At 70.4% G+C, this 18,464-nt stretch carries 18 protein-coding genes; 10 read left to right on the forward strand and 8 right to left on the reverse strand.

The genetic code is table 11. From position 1 onward, the window contains the following. Positions 1-38: 38 nt before the first annotated feature. Positions 39-575, reverse strand: a complete 537-nt coding sequence (mobB, locus tag MOTC310_RS17480) for a molybdopterin-guanine dinucleotide biosynthesis protein B (RefSeq protein ID WP_331302707.1) — start codon at positions 573-575, stop codon at positions 39-41. Positions 576-811: 236 nt separating this feature from the next. On the opposite strand from mobB, the gene MOTC310_RS17485 reads away from it, so the two are divergent. Genes MOTC310_RS17485 through fdhF form a run of 3 tightly spaced genes read left to right on the forward strand, consistent with a single transcriptional unit; the run spans position 812 to position 5,927 of the window. Beyond that, a complete protein-coding gene (locus MOTC310_RS17485; RefSeq protein ID WP_331302708.1) occupies positions 812-1,132 on the forward strand; it encodes a hypothetical protein in 321 nt (106 codons plus the stop codon). Between the two features lie 60 nt (positions 1,133-1,192). Further along, on the forward strand, positions 1,193-2,911 hold the full coding sequence (locus MOTC310_RS17490) for an NAD(P)H-dependent oxidoreductase subunit E (protein ID WP_331302709.1): 1,719 nt from the start codon (positions 1,193-1,195) through the stop codon (positions 2,909-2,911). A 43-nt stretch (positions 2,912-2,954) separates the two neighbouring features. Beyond that, on the forward strand, positions 2,955-5,927 hold the full coding sequence (gene fdhF / locus MOTC310_RS17495) for a formate dehydrogenase subunit alpha (protein WP_331302710.1): 2,973 nt from the start codon (positions 2,955-2,957) through the stop codon (positions 5,925-5,927). Positions 5,928-6,240: 313 nt separating this feature from the next. Here the strand turns inward: fdhF and MOTC310_RS17500 are convergent, their stop codons facing one another. Then, positions 6,241-6,594 carry a winged helix-turn-helix domain-containing protein gene (locus tag MOTC310_RS17500; protein WP_331292880.1) on the reverse strand — a complete coding sequence of 118 codons (354 nt, stop codon included), beginning with the start codon at positions 6,592-6,594 and terminating at the stop codon, positions 6,241-6,243. Between the two features lie 463 nt (positions 6,595-7,057). Between MOTC310_RS17500 and MOTC310_RS17505 the strand changes: the two genes are divergently transcribed. The 3 genes from MOTC310_RS17505 to MOTC310_RS17515 all read left to right on the forward strand — a co-directional run bounded on the left by MOTC310_RS17505 (position 7,058) and on the right by MOTC310_RS17515 (position 10,156). Further along, complete coding sequence (locus tag MOTC310_RS17505) at positions 7,058-7,822, forward strand: histidine phosphatase family protein (RefSeq protein WP_331302711.1); 765 nt, start codon at positions 7,058-7,060, stop codon at positions 7,820-7,822. Then, positions 7,819-8,703 carry an NAD(P)H-hydrate dehydratase gene (locus MOTC310_RS17510; protein WP_331302712.1) on the forward strand — a complete coding sequence of 295 codons (885 nt, stop codon included), beginning with the start codon at positions 7,819-7,821 and terminating at the stop codon, positions 8,701-8,703. The genes MOTC310_RS17505 and MOTC310_RS17510 overlap by 4 nt, the downstream gene beginning before the upstream one ends. Before the next feature lie 1,201 nt (positions 8,704-9,904). Then, the gene (locus tag MOTC310_RS17515; RefSeq protein ID WP_331302713.1) at positions 9,905-10,156 is read left to right on the forward strand and encodes a DUF6894 family protein; all 252 of its coding nucleotides are present in this window, start codon (positions 9,905-9,907) and stop codon (positions 10,154-10,156) included. A 64-nt stretch (positions 10,157-10,220) separates the two neighbouring features. Here MOTC310_RS17515 and MOTC310_RS17520 read toward each other — a convergent pair whose 3' ends face one another. After that, positions 10,221-10,520, reverse strand: a complete 300-nt coding sequence (locus MOTC310_RS17520; protein WP_331302714.1) for a hypothetical protein — start codon at positions 10,518-10,520, stop codon at positions 10,221-10,223. Positions 10,521-10,821: 301 nt separating this feature from the next. Between MOTC310_RS17520 and MOTC310_RS17525 the strand changes: the two genes are divergently transcribed. Both MOTC310_RS17525 and MOTC310_RS17530 read left to right on the forward strand, forming a co-directional pair. Then, positions 10,822-11,082 (forward strand): hypothetical protein, encoded by a 261-nt coding sequence (locus tag MOTC310_RS17525; protein ID WP_331292875.1) that lies wholly within the window; start codon positions 10,822-10,824, stop codon positions 11,080-11,082. A gap of 218 nt (positions 11,083-11,300) precedes the next feature. Next, positions 11,301-11,513: a hypothetical protein gene (locus MOTC310_RS17530; RefSeq protein WP_331302715.1), complete on the forward strand. Its 213-nt coding sequence runs from the start codon at positions 11,301-11,303 to the stop codon at positions 11,511-11,513. Positions 11,514-11,733: 220 nt separating this feature from the next. Here MOTC310_RS17530 and MOTC310_RS17535 read toward each other — a convergent pair whose 3' ends face one another. The 4 genes from MOTC310_RS17535 to MOTC310_RS17550 form a co-directional block, all read right to left on the reverse strand. Beyond that, positions 11,734-12,138, reverse strand: a complete 405-nt coding sequence (locus MOTC310_RS17535; RefSeq protein WP_331302716.1) for a response regulator — start codon at positions 12,136-12,138, stop codon at positions 11,734-11,736. A gap of 476 nt (positions 12,139-12,614) precedes the next feature. Next, positions 12,615-12,791, reverse strand: a complete 177-nt coding sequence (locus tag MOTC310_RS17540; RefSeq protein WP_331292872.1) for a hypothetical protein — start codon at positions 12,789-12,791, stop codon at positions 12,615-12,617. A 630-nt stretch (positions 12,792-13,421) separates the two neighbouring features. Further along, complete coding sequence (locus MOTC310_RS17545; protein WP_331302717.1) at positions 13,422-14,567, reverse strand: alpha/beta fold hydrolase; 1,146 nt, start codon at positions 14,565-14,567, stop codon at positions 13,422-13,424. A 68-nt stretch (positions 14,568-14,635) separates the two neighbouring features. Beyond that, entirely contained in the window at positions 14,636-15,328 is a 693-nt protein-coding gene (locus MOTC310_RS17550) for a fumarylacetoacetate hydrolase family protein (protein ID WP_331302718.1), read from the reverse strand. A 108-nt stretch (positions 15,329-15,436) separates the two neighbouring features. Here MOTC310_RS17550 and MOTC310_RS17555 point away from each other — a divergent pair, with 108 nt between their 5' ends. Next, the gene (locus MOTC310_RS17555; protein ID WP_331302719.1) at positions 15,437-16,108 is read left to right on the forward strand and encodes a FadR/GntR family transcriptional regulator; all 672 of its coding nucleotides are present in this window, start codon (positions 15,437-15,439) and stop codon (positions 16,106-16,108) included. Positions 16,109-16,708: 600 nt separating this feature from the next. On the opposite strand, the gene MOTC310_RS17560 is transcribed toward MOTC310_RS17555, so the two are convergent. Next, positions 16,709-17,848, reverse strand: coding sequence for an HPP family protein (locus MOTC310_RS17560; RefSeq protein ID WP_331302720.1), 1,140 nt, complete (start codon positions 17,846-17,848; stop codon positions 16,709-16,711). 184 nt (positions 17,849-18,032) lie between these two features. Here MOTC310_RS17560 and MOTC310_RS17565 point away from each other — a divergent pair, with 184 nt between their 5' ends. Next, entirely contained in the window at positions 18,033-18,353 is a 321-nt protein-coding gene (locus tag MOTC310_RS17565) for a hypothetical protein (RefSeq protein ID WP_331302721.1), read from the forward strand. Positions 18,354-18,464 lie beyond the last annotated feature (111 nt).

Raw genomic sequence — 18,464 nt, forward strand, 5'->3', positions numbered from 1 at the left:
CGGCCGGTGCGCGCGGTCAGCCGAGGCGGGCCGGTCATCTAGGTCGTCCTCTGCGCCTCCAGATCCTTCAGCACCCGATCGATGGGCCTGGCGGTGTCCCGCATCAGCATCGCCGCGGCGTCGGCATCGTTGAGATCGACGACCGGGACGTCGGCGTTCTCGAAGGGCGTGTCGCTGGCGACCGCGACGATCAGCGGGTCGTGCGGGTGCAGCGGTGGCCGGCCGTTCGCCACGCGATAGACCTCGATCTTGGGAATGGCCTCGCGCTTGAAGCCCTCGACGACGACGAGGTCGCAGGGGCTGATCCGCTGGAGCAACTGGGCCAGCGTCGCTTCCGGCTCGTCCCCGAGCTCGTGGACGATCGCCCAGCGTCGGCCCGACGAGACCAGAACCTCGCGCGCGCCAGCCTTGCGGTGCTCGTAGGAATCCTTGCCCGGCTTGTCGGTATCGAAGTCGTGGTGGGCATGCTTGAGCGTTGCGACCCGCACGCCGCGCGCGACGAGCGCCGGGATCACGCGGACCAGCAAGGTCGTCTTGCCCGATCCGCTCCACCCGGCAAGACCGATCACCCGCATGACCGACACCGCTTCGCAGCCTTCACCATCACCGGTCAGTGCCCCGCCCCGCCGGTCCCGGCAAGGCTGAAACGTGCCCGCGGCCGGGGCCCCTGCGGTGCGGCACCGATTTGAACCCGCGGCAAAAGCAATATACCAACGCGGCTATAACGGCTGTATAATGCATGCTGAAGCGAACGCCACGCCACCGACCCGAACGGGCACGTCATGCAGCGTAGATCGACGAGCGAGCGGACATGAGCAGGGATGCCACGACGCGTGCTCCCCAGGACCCGGACGCCATCGTGCAGGCCTACGCCGCCGAAGCGAAGCCGCCGCTCACGGAGGCGCTGACCGCCCGCCTGCGCGCCGCCCTGGCCGACGCCCTTCGCGATCAGGCTGGAGGCGCTCCTGCGGCGCCGCTGGAGCGGCTGAACGCCGCGCTCGACGAGTTCGAGGCCGATCTCCGGTCGGTCGTCGGGCCGCGCGTCTCGACGCTGGACGAGGCCACGGGCGCGGTCTCGATGGAGCACCGTTCCGAGGCCGGCCAGCCGCTGCGGGCCTTCGGCGGCCAGTAGGCGAGACCGCGCCCGCACACACCCTTTCGTCCGTCGGACACGCTGGAAAACAGATCGCGTATGAGTGAGGCACCAGGGACTATCAGGAACTTCGCGCATCCCGGCCGCGGGCGGAACAAGGCCCGCCCGGTGCCGAAGGGGCGTCAGGTCGAGCCGCGGGCGAAGGTCGAGATCGAGGAGCTCCTCGGTTCGCGCTCGCGTCAGCGCGACCTGTTGATCGAGCACCTCCACCTCGTCCAGGACACCTACGGTCAGATCAGCGCCGAGCACCTCGCCGCGCTCGCCGACGAGATGGGGCTGGCCTTCGCGGAGGTCTTCGAGACCGCGACCTTCTACGCCCATTTCGACGTCGTGAAGGAGGGGGACGCCGCCATCCCGCGGCTCACCGTGCGCGTCTGCGACAGCCTCACCTGCGCGCTGTTCGGCGCCGAGGACCTCCTGGAGACGCTGCGGCGGGAGCTCGCCTCCGACGCGGTGCGCGTCGTGCGGGCGCCCTGCGTGGGCCTGTGCGACCACGCGCCGGCCGTCGAGGTGGGACACAATTTCCTGCACAAGGCCGACGTGGCGTCCGTGACGGCGGCGGTCGCGGCCGGAGAGACCCACGCCCACATCCCCGCCTACACCGACTACGATGCCTACCGGGCGGGCGGCGGCTACGCCACGCTCGAGCGCGTCCGGAGCGGGGCGCTGCCGGTCGAGGACGTCCTGACGGTGCTCGACGACGGCGGCCTGCGGGGCCTGGGCGGGGCGGGCTTTCCCGCCGGGCGCAAGTGGCGTTCGGTGCGCGGCGAGCCAGGGCCGCGCCTGATGGCGGTCAACGGCGACGAGGGCGAGCCCGGCACGTTCAAGGACCAGCTCTACCTCAACACCGATCCGCACCGCTTCCTCGAAGGCATGCTGATCGGTGCCCACGTGGTCGAGGCGCCGGACGTCTACATCTACCTGCGCGACGAGTACCCCATCGCCCGCGAGATCCTGACGCGCGAGATCGCCAAGCTTCCGGCGGGCGGGCCGCGCATCCATCTCCGCCGCGGCGCCGGCGCCTACATCTGCGGCGAGGAATCCTCTCTGATCGAGTCCCTCGAGGGCAAGCGCGGGCTGCCGCGGCACAAGCCGCCGTTCCCGTTCCAGGTCGGCCTGTTCAACCGCCCGACGCTCATCAACAATGTCGAGACGCTCTTCTGGGTTCGCGACCTGATCGAGCGGGGGGCCGGCTGGTGGAAGAGCCACGGCCGCAACGGCCGCGTCGGCCTGCGCTCGTACTCGGTCTCCGGCCGCGTGAAGGAGCCGGGCGTGAAGCTGGCGCCGGCCGGTCTCACCATCCAGGAGCTGATCGACGAGTATTGCGGCGGCATGGCCGAGGGGCACGCCTTCGCGGCCTACCTGCCGGGCGGCGCCTCGGGCGGCATCCTGCCGGCCGCCATGAACGACATCCCGCTCGATTTCGGGACCCTCGAGAAGTACGGCTGCTTCATCGGCTCCGCGGCCGTGGTGGTCCTGTCGGATCGGGACGACGTGCGCGGTGCCGCGTTGAACCTGATGCGGTTCTTCGAGGACGAGTCCTGCGGGCAGTGCACGCCGTGCCGGTCCGGCACGCAGAAGGCCCGCATGCTGATGGAGAGCGGCGCTTGGGACAGGGAGCTGCTCGGCGAGCTGGCGCAGTGCATGCGCGACGCCTCGATCTGCGGTCTCGGCCAGGCCGCCTCAAATCCCGTCAGCACCGTGATTAAGTATTTCCCTGACCTCTTCCCGGAGGGCCGGGCCATGGCCGCCGAATGACCGTCGCGCAGCGCCATTTGAAGCCCGAGCTTGGAGCGGACGTATGAGCAACGCCCCCGATACGCACGGCGCCAGGACCGAGCGGCCCGAAATCCGGGCGGACGGCCGGCAGGATGCCGGCGGACCTGCCCCGAGCGCGCAGCCCGGCGCGGGCGGTGCCTACTCGCAAGGGTCGAAGTCGGGCGGTCAGGCCGCCCCGGAGCCGTCCGGCCTGTTCGGTCTCGAGGACCGTCCCGCCGCCCCGCCCACCATCGCGTTCGAGCTCGACGGCGCGCAGGTCGAGGCGCGCCCCGGCGAGACGATCTGGTCCGTCGCCAAGCGGCTCGGCACCCATATCCCGCACCTCTGCCACAAGCCCGCGCCGGGCTACCGTCCGGACGGCAATTGCCGCGCCTGCATGGTCGAGATCGAGGGCGAGCGCGTCCTGGCCGCGTCCTGCAAGCGCACGCCCGCGATCGGCATGAAGGTCAAGACGGCCACGGAGCGGGCGACCAAGGCCCGCGCGATGGTGCTGGAACTTCTGGTGGCCGATCAGCCGGAACGCGCCACCTCGCACGATCCGACCTCGCATTTCTGGGCCCAGGCCGATTTCGTCGAGGTCGCCGAGAGCCGCTTCCCGGTGGCCGAGCGGTGGACGGGCGACTTCAGCCACCCGGCCATGAGCGTCAACCTCGATGCCTGCATCCAGTGCAATCTCTGCGTGCGCGCCTGCCGCGAGGTCCAGGTCAACGACGTGATCGGCATGGCCTACCGCTCGGCCGGCACCAAGGTCGTCTTCGACTTCGACGATCCGATGGGGGGCTCGACCTGCGTGGCTTGCGGCGAGTGCGTCCAGGCCTGCCCCACCGGGGCGCTGATGCCGTCCGCCTATCTCGACGCGGAGCACAACACCCGGACGGTCTACCCGGACCGTGAGGTCAAGTCGCTGTGCCCGTATTGCGGCGTCGGCTGCCAGGTTTCCTACAAGGTCAAGGACGAGCGGATCATCTACGCCGAGGGCGTTGACGGTCCCGCCAACCACAATCGGCTCTGCGTCAAGGGCCGGTTCGGCTTCGACTACGTCCACCACCCCCACAGGCTGACGGCTCCGCTGATCCGGCTGGAGAACGTCCCCAAGGACGCCAACGACCAGGTCGACCCGGCCAATCCGTGGACGCATTTCCGCGAGGCGACCTGGGAGGAGGCGCTCGACCGCGCCGCCGGCGGCCTGAAGCGGATCCGCGACACCAACGGCAGCAAGGCGCTCGCCGGCTTCGGGTCCGCCAAGGGCTCCAACGAAGAGGCCTATCTCTTCCAGAAGCTGGTGCGGCTCGGATTCGGCTCCAACAACGTCGACCATTGCACCCGGCTCTGCCACGCATCCTCGGTCGCGGCCCTGATGGAGGGCCTGAACTCGGGCGCCGTCACGGCTCCGTTCTCGGCGGCCATGGACGCCGAGGTCATCATCGTGATCGGCGCCAACCCGACCGTGAACCATCCGGTCGCGGCGACCTTCCTCAAGAACGCGGTCAAGCAGCGCGGCGCCAAGCTGATCGTGATGGATCCGCGGCGGCAGACGCTCTCGCGACACGCCTACAGGCATCTCGCCTTCCGTCCGGGTTCGGACGTCGCGATGCTCAACGCGATGCTGAACGTCATCGTCGAGGAGAAGCTCTACGACGAGCAGTACATCGCGGGGTACACGGAGAACTTCGAGGCCCTGAAGGAGAAGATCGTCGATTTCACTCCGGAGAAGATGGCCTCGGTCTGCGGCATCGACGCGGAGACGCTGCGCGAGGTCGCGCGCCTCTACGCGCGCGCCAAATCGTCGATCATCTTCTGGGGCATGGGCGTCAGCCAGCATGTCCACGGCACGGACAATTCTCGCTGCCTGATCGCGCTCGCCCTGGTCACCGGTCAGATCGGCCGCCCGGGCACGGGGCTGCATCCGCTGCGCGGCCAGAACAACGTCCAGGGCGCCTCGGACGCCGGCCTGATCCCGATGGTCTACCCGGACTATCAGTCGGTCGAGAAGGACCTCGTGCGCGAGCTGTTCGAGGAGTTCTGGGGCCAGAAGCTGGACCCGACGCGGGGCCTGACCGTCGTCGAGATCATGCGCGCGATCCACGCCGGCGACATCAAGGGCATGTTCGTCGAGGGCGAGAATCCGGCCATGTCGGATCCCGACCTCAACCACGCCCGGCACGCGCTGGCGATGCTCGACCACCTCGTCGTGCAGGACCTGTTCCTGACCGAGACCGCCTTCCACGCCGACGTGGTGCTGCCGGCCTCGGCCTTCGCCGAGAAGGCCGGCACGTTCACCAACACCGACCGCCGCGTGCAGATCGCCCAGCCGGTCGTCGCCCCGCCGGGTGACGCGCGGCAGGATTGGTGGATCATCCAGGAACTGGCCAAGCGCCTCGGGCTGCCCTGGACTTACAATGGGCCGGCCGACATCTTCGCCGAGATGGCGCAGGTGATGCCGTCGCTGAACAACATCACCTGGGAGCGCCTGGAGCGCGAGGGCGCGGTGACCTACCCGGTCGACGCCCCGGACAAGCCCGGCAACGAGATCATCTTCTACGCCGGCTTCCCGACCGAGAGCGGACGCGCCAAGATCGTCCCGGCGGCGATCGTGCCGCCGGACGAGGTGCCGGACGCGGAGTTTCCGATGGTGCTGTCGACCGGCCGCGTCCTGGAGCACTGGCACACCGGCTCGATGACGCGGCGCGCCGGTGTCCTCGACGCGCTCGAGCCGGAAGCCGTAGCCTTCATGGCGCCGCGCGAGCTCTACCGCCTCGGGCTTGAGCCGGGATCGAAGATGAAGCTCGAGACGCGCCGCGGCGCGGTCGAGCTGAAGGTGCGGTCCGACCGCGATGTGCCGGCCGGTATGATCTTCATGCCGTTCTGCTACGCGGAAGCCGCCGCCAACCTGCTGACCAATCCGGCGCTCGACCCGATGGGTAAGATCCCGGAATTCAAGTTCTGCGCGGCCCGGGTGTCGCCGGCCCAGGCGGCACCGATGGCTGCGGAGTAGAGGCCGCCTTCACGATCCGGTCGGCACGCTCCGGCGTGCCGACCGGACTCGTAGTGCTGGACCTTGGAGAACGGCGGCCCGCGCCGACGTGTCCGCCAGCGTGCGCCGAGCCAACCGGTAGGCCGTCACCGCCCTCGCGGCCGTCCATGCGCGATCGCCGACGCCACCGGACACGGGCGGGAGCGAGCCGCAGCGCGAGGGTATTCGCCTCGGGGCCCTCGCAGGTGTCCGGGTGCGGGAGTCGCCTCGGCCCGCGCACGCCATGAGGCAGCGACGCTCTCGACCTCTGGCTCACTCGATCAGGGGCAGGTCATCACTGCGGGATCTGGACCATCAGAGAGCCGAGCAGATCGAGCTCGCCCGCGACCGCCTCCGCGGCGAGCCGCTCCATGCGCAGGTAGCTGTCGAGGATGGTGCCGCCCATCGGCGTGAGCTGAGCTCCCCCGCCGGCCCTGCCACCCCGGTTCGCCGTGACGAGCGGCCCTTTGAAGGCGCTGTTCAAAGTGTCGATCAAGTACCAGGCGCGCTTGTAGCTCATCCCCATGCGTCGGCCCGCGGCGGCGATGGAGCCGGTCTCGCGGATACCTTGCAGTAGGGCGGCCTTGCCCGGCCCGAGCAGGGTATCGGCCCCCAGCTCGACCCGGAGGACGATGCTCGCTCTCTCCACCTTGTCCTCGTCAACTGGCCGCTATCACGATGGATGGCGCCATCGATCGCCGAAGGCATGACCGAAGGCAACCGGCCCCACCCGGACGGCGACCAGGCCGACCGCATCCTGCACAAGGGCGGTCGCTGCAGGGCAGCCGTTTCCTGCTCGTCGCCAGCATAACCCTCGCGCTCGGCATCGCGGCCGACCTCGGAATCGTGGTGGCGACGGTCATCGCGGCCGAGACGGCCGGCATAGTCGCCTCAGGCCTCGCCCGGGTCGTCCCGGTCGGTCTCCGGCACGTGGGCCCGGCGCTCCTGCATATGAGGCGACCTCCACCTCCCGGGCACGGAACGCCGGATGAGGTGACCGCTCTGCGCTGACGACGCGATTCTCGGAGGCGCAACTCGCGCCCGCGCACGCCATCCTGCGAACCAGCGAGGACGACGGGCGTTGCCGGACACAACCGGAGGACGAACGTCTCATGCAGCAGCGCTGGCCGACCCGGCTGTGGATCGTGCGCCACGGCGAGAGCGCCGGCAACGTCGCCGCCGACGCCGCGCACGGCGCCGGTTCGGACCGCATCGACATAGCGGAACGGGACGTGGACGTGCCGCTCAGCGCGCGCGGCGAGGGGCAGGCCGACGCCGTTGGGCGCTGGTTCGCGCGCCTGCCGGCCGAGGACCGTCCCGAGACGGCGCTGACCTCGCCGTATCTTCGGGCTAGGCAGACCGCCGAGCGCATCCGTGCGGCGGGCGGCTTGACGGGGGGCGCGCCGGACTCGATCGTCGACGAGCGCCTGCGCGAGAAGGAACTCGGCACTCTCGACCGGCTGACGCGGACCGGCGTCGAGCAACTGTATCCCGAGCAGGCCGAGATGCGCCGCCGCCTGGGCAAGTTCTACCACCGGCCTCCGTCCGGCGAGAGTTGGTGCGACGTGATCCTGCGCCTCAGGAGCGCGCTGGACACGGTCTCGCTCCACCACGGCGAGAAGCGGGTGCTCATCGTCGCGCACCAGGTCGTGGTGCTGTGCCTGCGCTACCTGATCGAGGAGATGACCGAGGGAGAGATCCTGGCCATCGACGCCGCGGGCGACGTCGCGAATTGCTCGGTGACGGAGTACGTCTTCCAGCCGCACGAGGGCACCACCGGCAAGCTGGCGCTGGTGCGCTACAACTTCGTCGCCCCCGTCGCCGAGGGTGGGGCGCCGGTTACCTCCGAGCCTGACGCGAACGTGGCTGCCCGATGACCCACGAGATCCTCACCGCCGGCAGCCTCAAGGCGATCCCGCTGCCGATCCCTCACGAGGGCAGCAAGGACGAGCGCGGCAGCGCGCTTGTGCTCGGGGGCTCCAGGTCGGTCCCGGGCGCCGCCTTGCTGGCCGGCATCGCCGCCCTGCGGGTAGGCGCCGGCAAGCTGAAGATCGCCACCGTCGGCAGTGCGGCTTCGGGCATGGGGCTGGCGGTACCGGAGGCGATGGTCGTCGGCCTTCCCGAGACGCCGGAGGGCGGCGTCGACGGCGCGCGCGCCTCGGACGATCTGCTCAAGGTGACGAAGGGCTGTGACGCCCTCCTGGTCGGCCCCGGTCTGGTCGAGGAGGGGCCGACCGCCAAGCTGGCCGTGGACCTGCTGGAGGCACTGCCGGACGCGCGCTTCGTCCTCGACGCGGCCGCGATCTGCGGTCTCGCCCAGCATGCCGGCGACGTCCGTCGGCACGGGGAGCGGGTGTTGATCACGCCGCATGCCGGTGAGATGGCGCAACTGCTGGACCGCGGTCGGGAAGAGGTCGAAGCGGACCCGCTCGACGCCGCAAGCGAGGCGGCCGCCCTGCTGGGCACGGTGGTGGTGATGAAGGGCGCCCAGACCTGGATCGTGAGCCCGCAGGGCGCGCGCTGGCTCTACGAGGGCGGCGGCGTCGGCCTGGCGACTTCGGGCTCGGGCGACGTGCTGGCCGGCCTCGTCGTCGGCCTGCTCGCGCGCGGGCTCGCGCCGATGGCCGCCGCCCTCTGGGGCGTGTTCCTGCACGGACAGGCCGGCAAGCGCCTCGCCGCCACGGTCGGCCCGGTCGGCTTCCTGGCCCGCGAGTTGTCCGGCGAGGTACCGAGGCTTTTGCGCCAGGCGGCTGACTGAGCGCGAAGACGGTAGCGTCGGCCAAGCGCGTCGATCGAGCAGAGCGCAGCGACCCGCGCTGCGTTGTCACGCGCCGGACACCAGCGGCGCGGCTCCTCACCGGTTCCCGAGACTACGGGCCGCCTCGGCGTGCCCGGCTCATCATCGGAGCAGGCATTTCTCCGGCCCAGCTGGAACATGCCGGACGCGACGAACTTGTCGCTCCACCCCGCTCACGTCTCGATGAAATGGTTTGGAGGCCGAAAGCCGATGCACATCGAAGTCGTCTTCGCTGCCGCCGTCTTAGCCGGCTTCGTCGAGTTTGCATGTCTCTGCGAAGAGGCCCCGATCTCTTCCGACGACTAAGCGAGGAGTTGCGTGCCCACGACGCTGCGGGGAGCCGGCCTCGCCCGCGAGGGCGGCGCGCCCGCCGCCGGGCGCGCGGCGGCGACGTCCCTCCAACGCACGCGGCGTGACGGATCGGGCGTGTACCGCGCGGCTCGCCGACGCGGTCGTTTCCGTTTCCACGGCCAACGCTCTCACGCTTTCCGAGCGCGACGAGGTCAGGTGTCACCGCTTCGTCGCGCGAATCGCGGATAGGACAGTGTAGGCCATTGCTCGGCCCGGTCGTCATCGCGGCCGCCTGATATTGTCATCGCCCGCCCGGCCCAGCACCGTGGCGGGCTTTTTCCGCGCGCCCCTCATAAACCGGTGATGACGCCGCAAGCTCGCCCGGTCGCGCGACGAAAACCCGAGAACCGGCATCGCAGTCCCGCCGGGCGGCGGCTTTCTCGATCGCGCTGCGGTGACGCAACGATCCCTCCCCGCGAACGCCTCGGCTGCTTCGTGCGTCAGATCGTGGCCACAAGCCCGGGCGCATAGACCGTGCCGCGGCGGTTATTGCCCTGAGACTTGCGGATCTCGACCACCGCGGCTTTCCCTGTCTCCGAACAGAGCCCGGGGATCGGGCTGCGAATGTCCCGAGGAAGATCAGGAACCGCTCACGTTGCCGGCGGTCTCGGTCGCAGGTCCCGCCGCGGTCACGCCCGTCTGGCTGCCCTTCGGCGTGCACGGGCCACCGGTGCGGGCCGTTTTGCGCGACGGATCCTAGCGCAGGTGAATGCAGGTCAACGCGTAGCGTGTGAGAGCGGCCCATCGTCGGCGGGACAGCCCGGGCGCTGGCGGCAGTAAACCGCGCGCCCGCGCGCCGGCGGAGACCGAAATGCCGCGTTACTTCTTTCACTTCCGCGATGATCACGGCTCGCTCGGCCATGTCGATACCGTCCTCCCGGACTCGGGCGCGGCACGCCTCGCGGCGATCAAGATGATGGGTAAGGTGCTTTCGGGCGAGGCTGAGAAGATGACGCTCAGCGAGATGTGGCACCTCGAAGTTGTGGATGGAGCGGAAGCACCCGTCTTCGCGCTCCAGATTCACAGCAGCTCGACAGGCCGCAACAGACGCCTGGCGAACTGATCGGGCCTCGCTGATGCGAACAGGCGTCCGCCCCGTGAGCAGATCGGGGCGGGGCCGAGCGGGTTCAACGGCCGAGCGACGGGCCGCCCGACGCGCCTCCGGTGCCGGGCGGGCCGCTCGTGGAGGTGCCGCCGATGTTGACGCCCGGCGTCGTGCCCGGGATCGGCGAATTGCTCGGGTTGGCCTCATTCCCGCGGGTGATCGGGCTGGGGCCGAGATCCCGAGCATGTGGGCCCATGCCCCCCGCCGTGGCCGGTGCGGTGACCCCGGTGTTTCCCGCGCCCCCCGTCACCACTTGGGCCGAGGCCGGTTCGACGAGAACGAGGGACAGAGCTCCTGCGAGCGCCGTGAGGGTGCGGTTCATGAGGCCATCCGTGTGATCACTGCGCCACGGGAACGGCTGATATCCGGCTAAGTTCAGAGGATGGTCACAGTTGCAACGTGACCGGTCTCGTGGTGGTTCACGATGCGGGCGGCTTGGCTTCGCAGGACCGCGGCGCAGGCCGTCCGGCTCGCCAGCGCCCCGGACGCCGGCCTATCCGCGGCGACGATCGTGCATGTCTGCCGTGCCGCCGCGGGTGTGGCGACTGGCGCAAACCGCCATTAAGCCGTCCGGCCCTACCGGCGGCGCGGCCTGTCGCCGGGCTCGGCCCATCGGGATCCCCATGAGAAAGTTGCTCGCGTTCACCGTGGCCATCGTCGTGTGCGCGGGCCCCACGCTCGCCCTGGCCGATCAGCCGGCTCGGGATTGCGGCCAAGATCCCGAGACGACGGGCGCGCTGCCCGGCGATCCGCGCAGCCTGTACCTGCCCGGTCAGCGCCCGGTGAAGGCCGACCCGGACCCGCCCGAGATTAGCTGGCAGGACGAGGCCCGAGAGACTTCCGAGCAGCGCAGGCGCCATCTGCTCGATTGCGGAGTGGACTGACGCTGGGGAGGCCCGCCTCCTCGGAAGGGCCGGCCGCATCCGCGCCAGCCCGGGACATCGTCGGACCGGGGCTGGTGACGGCCTCCTAACCCGGCCTCGGCATGATGCCGGCGGGCCCCGTCACGTCTCGGCCCATCGCTGGTGAGATCGGACGCTCCCCCGCCTCGTGATCAGATCGGGGCGGGGCCGAGCGGCCGAGGCTTTCGGGGCATGCACGCATGACGGACGAGCCAGACCAGACGCTCTCGGACGAGGAGCGGGACCGTCTGGCGCGTGAGCTGTTCGCCGAGGTCCGAGGGGAGTACTCGGAAGCGAAAGTGGACCGTGCCCTCAAGACCGCCGGTGAGGTGGCTGGGGAGGTGCTGCCCGGGATACCCGACTGGCTGCTGGACGCCAGCGACGACGCCAGAGCCGACGACGGCGGGACCTGAACCCCGCCGCGACGCGGCCAGCACCGGGAGAGGGTGGGTCCCGCTGTAGAGGGCATCAGGCCCGCGTGCCGAGGCCGGGGCACGACGCTGCACGCTACGACGCCGCACGCTGAGCCCGGCTGCGCCGGTTGCAACGCCATCGTCGCAACCGGCGCCGACGGGAAGCGGTGCGAGACGACTTGGATCCCGCCGCGCCGGCGCCCGTTGCGGCGCGGCACCGTCAATCCGGCACAGGCCCTATGCCCCGGGCCGCTAGCACAGCACGCAGTGCGCCAGTCAGCCCCTCGGGTGCGAACGGCTTGCGCAGGTAGCGGGCGCCCATCGGCATCTGATCCTCGACCGGCCATGCCACACCCGACACGATCAGGATCGCCAGTTCGGGCCATCGTGCCGCGACGGCTTTGGCGAGGGTGAAGCCACTCAAGGGCTCGCCGGCGAGGTCGACATCCGCAACCATGGCCACGAGTTCGGGACGGGCCGCCAGATGAGCCTGGGCGGCTTCAACAGTGGCCGCCTCGGCGACTTCGTAGCCCGCGTCACGGAGGGTTGCGGCCGCTCCCATGAGCTGCACGGGATTGTCTTCGACAATCAGCACGGCAAGGTGCGGCGCGGGGGCGTCGGCCATCCTGGATCTCCACAATTCGGCGCCGCAGTAACGCGGCCGGCCCCGATTGCGTCCCACGCAAACCTGCCCGATGCGGTGGCATTCTCCGGAACTCGCGGATCGGGCAGCGGGCCGGGAACGGGCCGACCGCGGGGCGGCCCGGCTGCGCCGGGGCCCCGAGAGGCCCGCGCGCCTGCTCGGCCTCCTGGCGGAACCACCGTGCGAGCGCGTCGGCAGGCTGCACCGGCCACAGGGAGAGCAGGATCGGCCTGCTGGCGGCCGGTCGGCCCGGCCTCCGTCACCGACACGTTGCCGCGTCGGTCGTTGCAGAAGCGAGGATTCCCGTCCCGCACCTCGATGGCGTCGGCGGACCTGGATCCGACCGGGAGCGGACGCTCTCAACCAAGTCTCGGGAGACGCGGGGCAGGCCGTGGGCCGCGTTGGCGCCGTGCAGGATGGCGTCGCGCAGACCGCCCTCCCGCATCGCTGTTGGTGCGCTAGACGCGGATCTCCTCGACAGCGAGGCCACCGACACGGAGATGGTCGGGAATGTCGGAATGATCGTAGTACCCGGCCTCGTGGGCCATGGCGTCGAGGGCGGCGAGCGGGTCAGGGGCCGCGCCGGTCCAGAGGATGGCGCCCGTCACCTCGTGCCGAATCTGAAACACCTTCACCGCAGGCCTCCCGTGCTCGATGGCCGCGCGAGCGTAGCGTCATCTCCGGGATCCGCAGGCTACCTACATCGGTCAAAATCCGGCCGCCCGGATTCGCGGCCACAGCGTCGCGCATGTCCCCGACCTCGTGGACCGCCCCGCGGGTCAAGTCGAGGCGCGCGAGGGTGGCGGGCGCGTTCCCTCCGCGGCACGCGATCGCGAGCCCCGTCGTGCGGCCGGACCGCTTCGCCCCACGACGTCCCACTTCTGCGCAGCGTCGTACGCGTCTGCGAGCCGGGGCTCGGCCCGCGCACTCGGCCCTCTGCCGGCCGGCCTCCGGCCTTCGGAGGCTCTGTTTCCGGCCGGTCCGGCAACTTGAAACGGCCGGGCCTGGCCGAGAACCGTTTGGCCGCCAGGGGCAGCTCACGCCGGTGTCCCGGCTCGGGACGTCCACCAGGAACGCAGCCGTTGCAGCTTCGCCCCCTCTGGGCCACAGACGGCAGCCGGTGCCCCTTCCACGCGGCGGCCCAGAGAGGTCATGCCGATCCCGCACGCGGCTCGAGGAGCGGGCGCCCGCCGAGCGGCCGACCATCGCGTCGAGGCAGCCTCGGATCGCGGCGAGCCTCGGTCACGACGCTCGGGCGAGTCGTATCACCGACCTGTCGGGGTCGCGTGCTCCGCCACCGCACCCGACGGTCCGAGCTCGGCCATGAACGCCGCGAGATAGGGCCGCCACAGCTTGGCGTAGCGCAAGGACTGGTGACCATGCGTCTCGGGGGAGGCCGGGACCAGGACGAACTGCGCCCCCGAGACCCGCCGGATCGCCGGCTCCATCACCCCGAGCTCGACCGGATTGAGCGCGTCGTCGGCGAAGTTGATCGCCAGGAGCTTCGCCTTGATCTCCCCGAGCCGGGGGTACGGATCGTAGTCGAACGAGGAATCGAACCAGTACAGCCAGTCGTTGGCGTCGACCTTGCTCGCGTAGTTGGCGGCGAGCCGGCCGTAGAGCTTCGCCGCCTCCGCGTTGGTCGGCGCCTCCCGCTGCTGGCCGAGCACGCTCTCGGTCATGATGTTGAAGATCGGCAGCACCTTGGTGAACTGTGTCGGCTCGCTGTCGTACTCGCCGCCCTTGAAATCCGGGTCCGAGCGGATGGCCTCGATCAGAAGGCGCCGCCAGAGCGCGTTGCGTCCGCTCACCGGGATCGGCTGGCTGGCGACCGCCACGAGGCCGTCCATCATGTCGGGGTGGCGTTCGCCCCACATCCAGGTCTGCATCCCGCCCATCGAGGTGCCGATCACCGCCCGCAGGTGCCTGATCCCGAGCCCCTCGGTGACGACGCGGTACTGCCCCTCGACCACGTCGCCGTAGCCGTAGCGGGGGAAGCGTGCGCGCAGGCCGTCGGAGGGTTTCGACGAGCCGCCGCGCCCGAGCCCGTCGGTCAGGACGACGAAATACGTCGCCGCGTCCAGCGGTGCGCCCGGCGCGAACAGCTCCGGGCCCATCGTCGGGGCGAGGAACTGCTTGCCGGTGCCGGTGGTGCCGTGGAGCACCAGCACGGCGTTGTCGATGTTCCCGTTCGCGTCGCGGTGCGGGCTGCCCAGCGTCGTGTAGTGCAGCCGCGCCTCCGGCAGGACGGCGCCGCTCTCCAGCCGGAAGCCTGCGACGACGAGGTCCGCCTCGTGCTGGTTCGGATAGGGTGCCGGTTCGCCCGCAGCGCCGGTCGCGAACGCGACCGCCCAGGCGGCGAAGATCGCCCGCGGGAGACCGGACCGGCCGGCCGAGGCTGTCGTCGTCATGGCTCCAACTCTCTTCCCTGGCGGCGAGACCGGTCGCCTCTCACGTCGTGCCGAACGCCTCCGGCGGATCACCGCGCCCGGTAGGAGACCCGGATCTCGCCGACGCCTTCGCAGGTGCCGTGCAGGACGTCCCCGGGCCTGACCGCACTCACCCCGGCGGGGGTGCCGGTCATCAGAAGGTCGCCGGGCAGAAGCTCGACGGCTCGCGACAGGCAGGCCAGCGCCTCCGCGACCGACCAGATCATCTGGTTGAGATCGCCGCTCTGGCGGACTTCGCCGTTGACGGCGACCTCGATCCGGCCCTCGGCCGGGTGGCCGATGCGCGCGGCGGGGACGATCGGGCTGATCGGGCAGGAACGGTCGAAGCCCTTCGCCAAGTCCCAGGGACGCCCGAGCTTCTTGGCCTCGGCCTGGACGTCGCGCAGCGTCATGTCGAGGCCGACGGCATAGCCGTAGACGAGGTTCAGGGCCTCCGCGGCGCTGACATTCGCGCCGCCCCGGCCGAGCGCCGCCACCAGCTCGATCTCGTGGTGGAGGTCGTCGGTCTGGTCCGGGAACGGCAGTTCGCCGCCGCCGGCGACGACCGCGTTGGCCGGCTTGGCGAAGAAGAACGGCGGTTCCCGGTCGGGGTCGTGGCCCATCTCCCGGGCATGGGCCGCGTAGTTGCGGCCGACGCACCAGACCCGCCGCACCGGAAAGGCGGCGGAATCGCCGCCGACGGGGATGGCAACGACGGCGGGCGGGTCGATCACGTAGCGCATGACGGGCCTTCTAACCAATCCTGTAGATTGGTTAGAAGACGGGGCGAGGGGCGTCAAGCCGCCCGTCCTCGGCTGGCGGTCCCGGCCCGCACCGCTAGACTGGAGCGCATGGATTCCGACGCCGCCCCGGTTCTGACGCTCCTCCAAGCCTACCTCGCGAAGACGCGGCTGCCGGCCGATGGCCGGCTGCCGCCGGAGCGGGTCCTGGCCGAGGCGCTCGGGACGTCGCGGGGGGAATTGCGGAAGGCGCTGGCGGTGATGGAGACCGACGGCCAGCTCTGGCGCCATGTCGGCAAAGGCACCTTCCTGGGATCGCGCCCTCTGGCGGCCATCGACGAGGTGGCGGCGCTGGCGACGCGTGCGGCGCCCCGCGACCTCGTCCAGGCGCGCCTGGTGGTGGAGCCGGAACTGGCGGCGCTGGCCGCCCTGCGTGCAAGCACCGCCCAGGTCGCCGCGCTATCCGAGGCCCTGCGCGCGAGCCGCGCTCCCGGGCAGACCTGGCGCGGCTACGAGCTTCAGGACGCGCGCCTCCACCGGGAGGTCGCCCTCGCTGCCGAGAATCCGCTTCTCCTGTTTCTCTACGATCACCTCGCCGCCATCCGGCGCGTGATGACCTGGGATCGCCCGCGTTCCGGGGGCGACGGCCCGCCGGCCGATCACCCGTCCTTTGCCGAGCACGACCGGATCGTCGCCGCGATCGCCGCGCGGGACCCGGCCGCGGCCCGACGCGAGATGGCTGCCCACGTCACGACGGTCCACGCCGCGATGGCGCCGGCATGACCCGACGGTCACGAGGCGCTCAGGCCGAACCTGATTGTACCGCGCGTAGGAGGGCAGGGCCCCGAGGTCCGATGTGCGCCTCGGAAGAGGCGTCTGCTCCGGAATAGGGGCGCACCCGGCCGAAGCGGCGTCTCCGGGCACGAAGCGCCCGACCGAGGGGGGCCGATTGCGGCCCGTCCGCTGCTCTCCTGGAGATCGGAGACGCGGCCGCCGCTGTGTGACAGCCCGCTCACGCCCCCTCTTGAACCTTCGCAGGTCCGCTTCCCAGGCGCAGTGACGGGCCCGGAACCACCGAGCGCGGCTGCATTGACCGTCACTGCGCCGGTCGATGACCTACGCCGACTTCGGTTTACGGAGCAGATAGACCTGCCACGTCAGCATCATGCTCGACGCCATCAAGACGGTGTGCAGCAGGTAGAGGAGAAGCGGCTCGTCTTGCATCGGCTTGATCCTGCGGACTCGCGTAGCCAGGGTTGCCAGCCCGGCAGCAACAACCGGGCCAACGTCCGCAAGGCGCCCCGCATCGACCTCCTTTCGCCGAGCGATCGCGCGGCGCGTCCAGAGCCTTCGAGTGGAGGTCGCAAGTCGGCGGGCGCACGCCTACGCGAGTACCGCCACGGGAGACGTGACGGCCTTCGCCGAGAGCAGGCGCGTCAGGGTGGCGAGCAGGTCGGTCTGGGTGATGATCCCGAGGACGCGCCGGTCCTGGTCCACGACGATCACCGCATGGGTGCGGCCGTCGGTTAGAGTAGAAGCCAGGGCGACAATGGGATCGTCAGGCCGGGCCGTGCGGGCCTCGGACATGACCTGCCCGATGCCCACTTCGCCATGCAGCGTCAGCTCGCGCAGGCCGAGCGTCCCGGCAAGTTGGCCGCCTCCATCGACCACGGGCAGCGTCCGGATGTTGTGTGCGATGAGAAGCTCCCGTGCGCGCTCAGCACTCCCGGCGATCCCGATGGTGACCACATCGCGTGACATCACCTCGCCGCAGGTGAGGTCGCCCCGGGTGCGCACGAGCGCGCGCAGCTCGACCTCTCGGAGAAGCCGGTCGAGGTCGGCGCGATCAATGTCGAGTGTTTCGTGCAAGTCGACCAGGGCCGCGTCCACGTCCTCCGGTGTGAAACCGACCCTGAGCGGAGCGGGCAGGTCCGCTGTTCCATGCGCGTTGACCGGTGCCCCCACCGGGACGTGCGGGTAGTTGCGGCGCGAGATCTTGTGGAAGACGATGCCAAGCGCGACCAGGATCACCGAATTCACGCAAACCGGAAATAAGGGGAACAAGAACCCTGCGGAGGTGACGGCCGGACCACCGATGAGCGCCGTCAGGGCCGCAGCGCCGCCGGGCGGGTGAAGGGAGCGGGTGAGCGACATCGCGGCGATGGCCAGCGAGACGCCGACGCCGATCGCCATGACCGGGTTCGGGATGAAGTGAGCGGCGAGCACACCCATGAAGGCCGAGATCGTGTTGCCACCGATGATCGACCAGGGTTGAGCGAGCGGGCTGGCAGGGACGGCGAACAGCAGCACAGCAGAGGCGCCCATCGGCGCGACGATGAGCGGGATGTGCGGCCCCTGGCCGAAGACCAGACCGCAGATCAGGCCGGTGAGCGTGATGCCCGCGAGCGCGCCGAGGCAGGCGATCAGACGCTCCCGGAGGGTCGCGCCCGCCAGGATCGGCCTGAACAGCCGAAACCCGGACGATTTTCCGGATTGACGGTCGGGGCGAGCCACATTCGACATCCTCACGCGTCCCTCGCTTGCTCCGCCCTCGTCGAGCTTGCCTGTTCGATGGGCAAATGCACCTGTGAACGGCGTCGCCACTGGTATACCAGGCTCACGTTCACGAACAGCCACCAAAAGTGCGACGGGGATAGGCACCCTGCCCGTCGATCGAGCGTTCCGGATCGGAAGCTTCGTCGATGACATGAAGGACATCGTCGCCACCGCCATCCTCACGGCTGCCGCGTCGCTCGGCTGCGTGCCCTTCGTGACGATGTTTGCGGAGGGGCAGCGCGCGACCGCCTCGGAGCAGGTCACCACCGCCGTCGGAGTCGTGGCCTTCCTGGCAGCGGCCGGACTTACGGTCGAACGCGGCGGGCTCGCAGCCGCCGTGCTGCTGCTGTTCCTGACGGGGCTCGTTCATGACACCGCGCAACGCCGCGCACTGTCCCGGTATGTGCGCGCGTCCTGCGCATGGGTCAGCGTCGCATTGCTGCTCTCTTACATCGGCCTCGACCGCGGCTGAGGTTGTCGCACCTCACCTGCCGACCGAGGCGTGAAACGGAAGGCGCAGAGCGGGACGAGCGAGTCCTGACCGTCAAGCGGCTGGCCGGATCTGGCCCCAGGCGGCCGATCT

The sequence above is a fragment of the Methylobacterium oryzae genome (assembly GCF_036441375.1).
Lineage (GTDB): Bacteria > Pseudomonadota > Alphaproteobacteria > Rhizobiales > Beijerinckiaceae > Methylobacterium > Methylobacterium oryzae_A.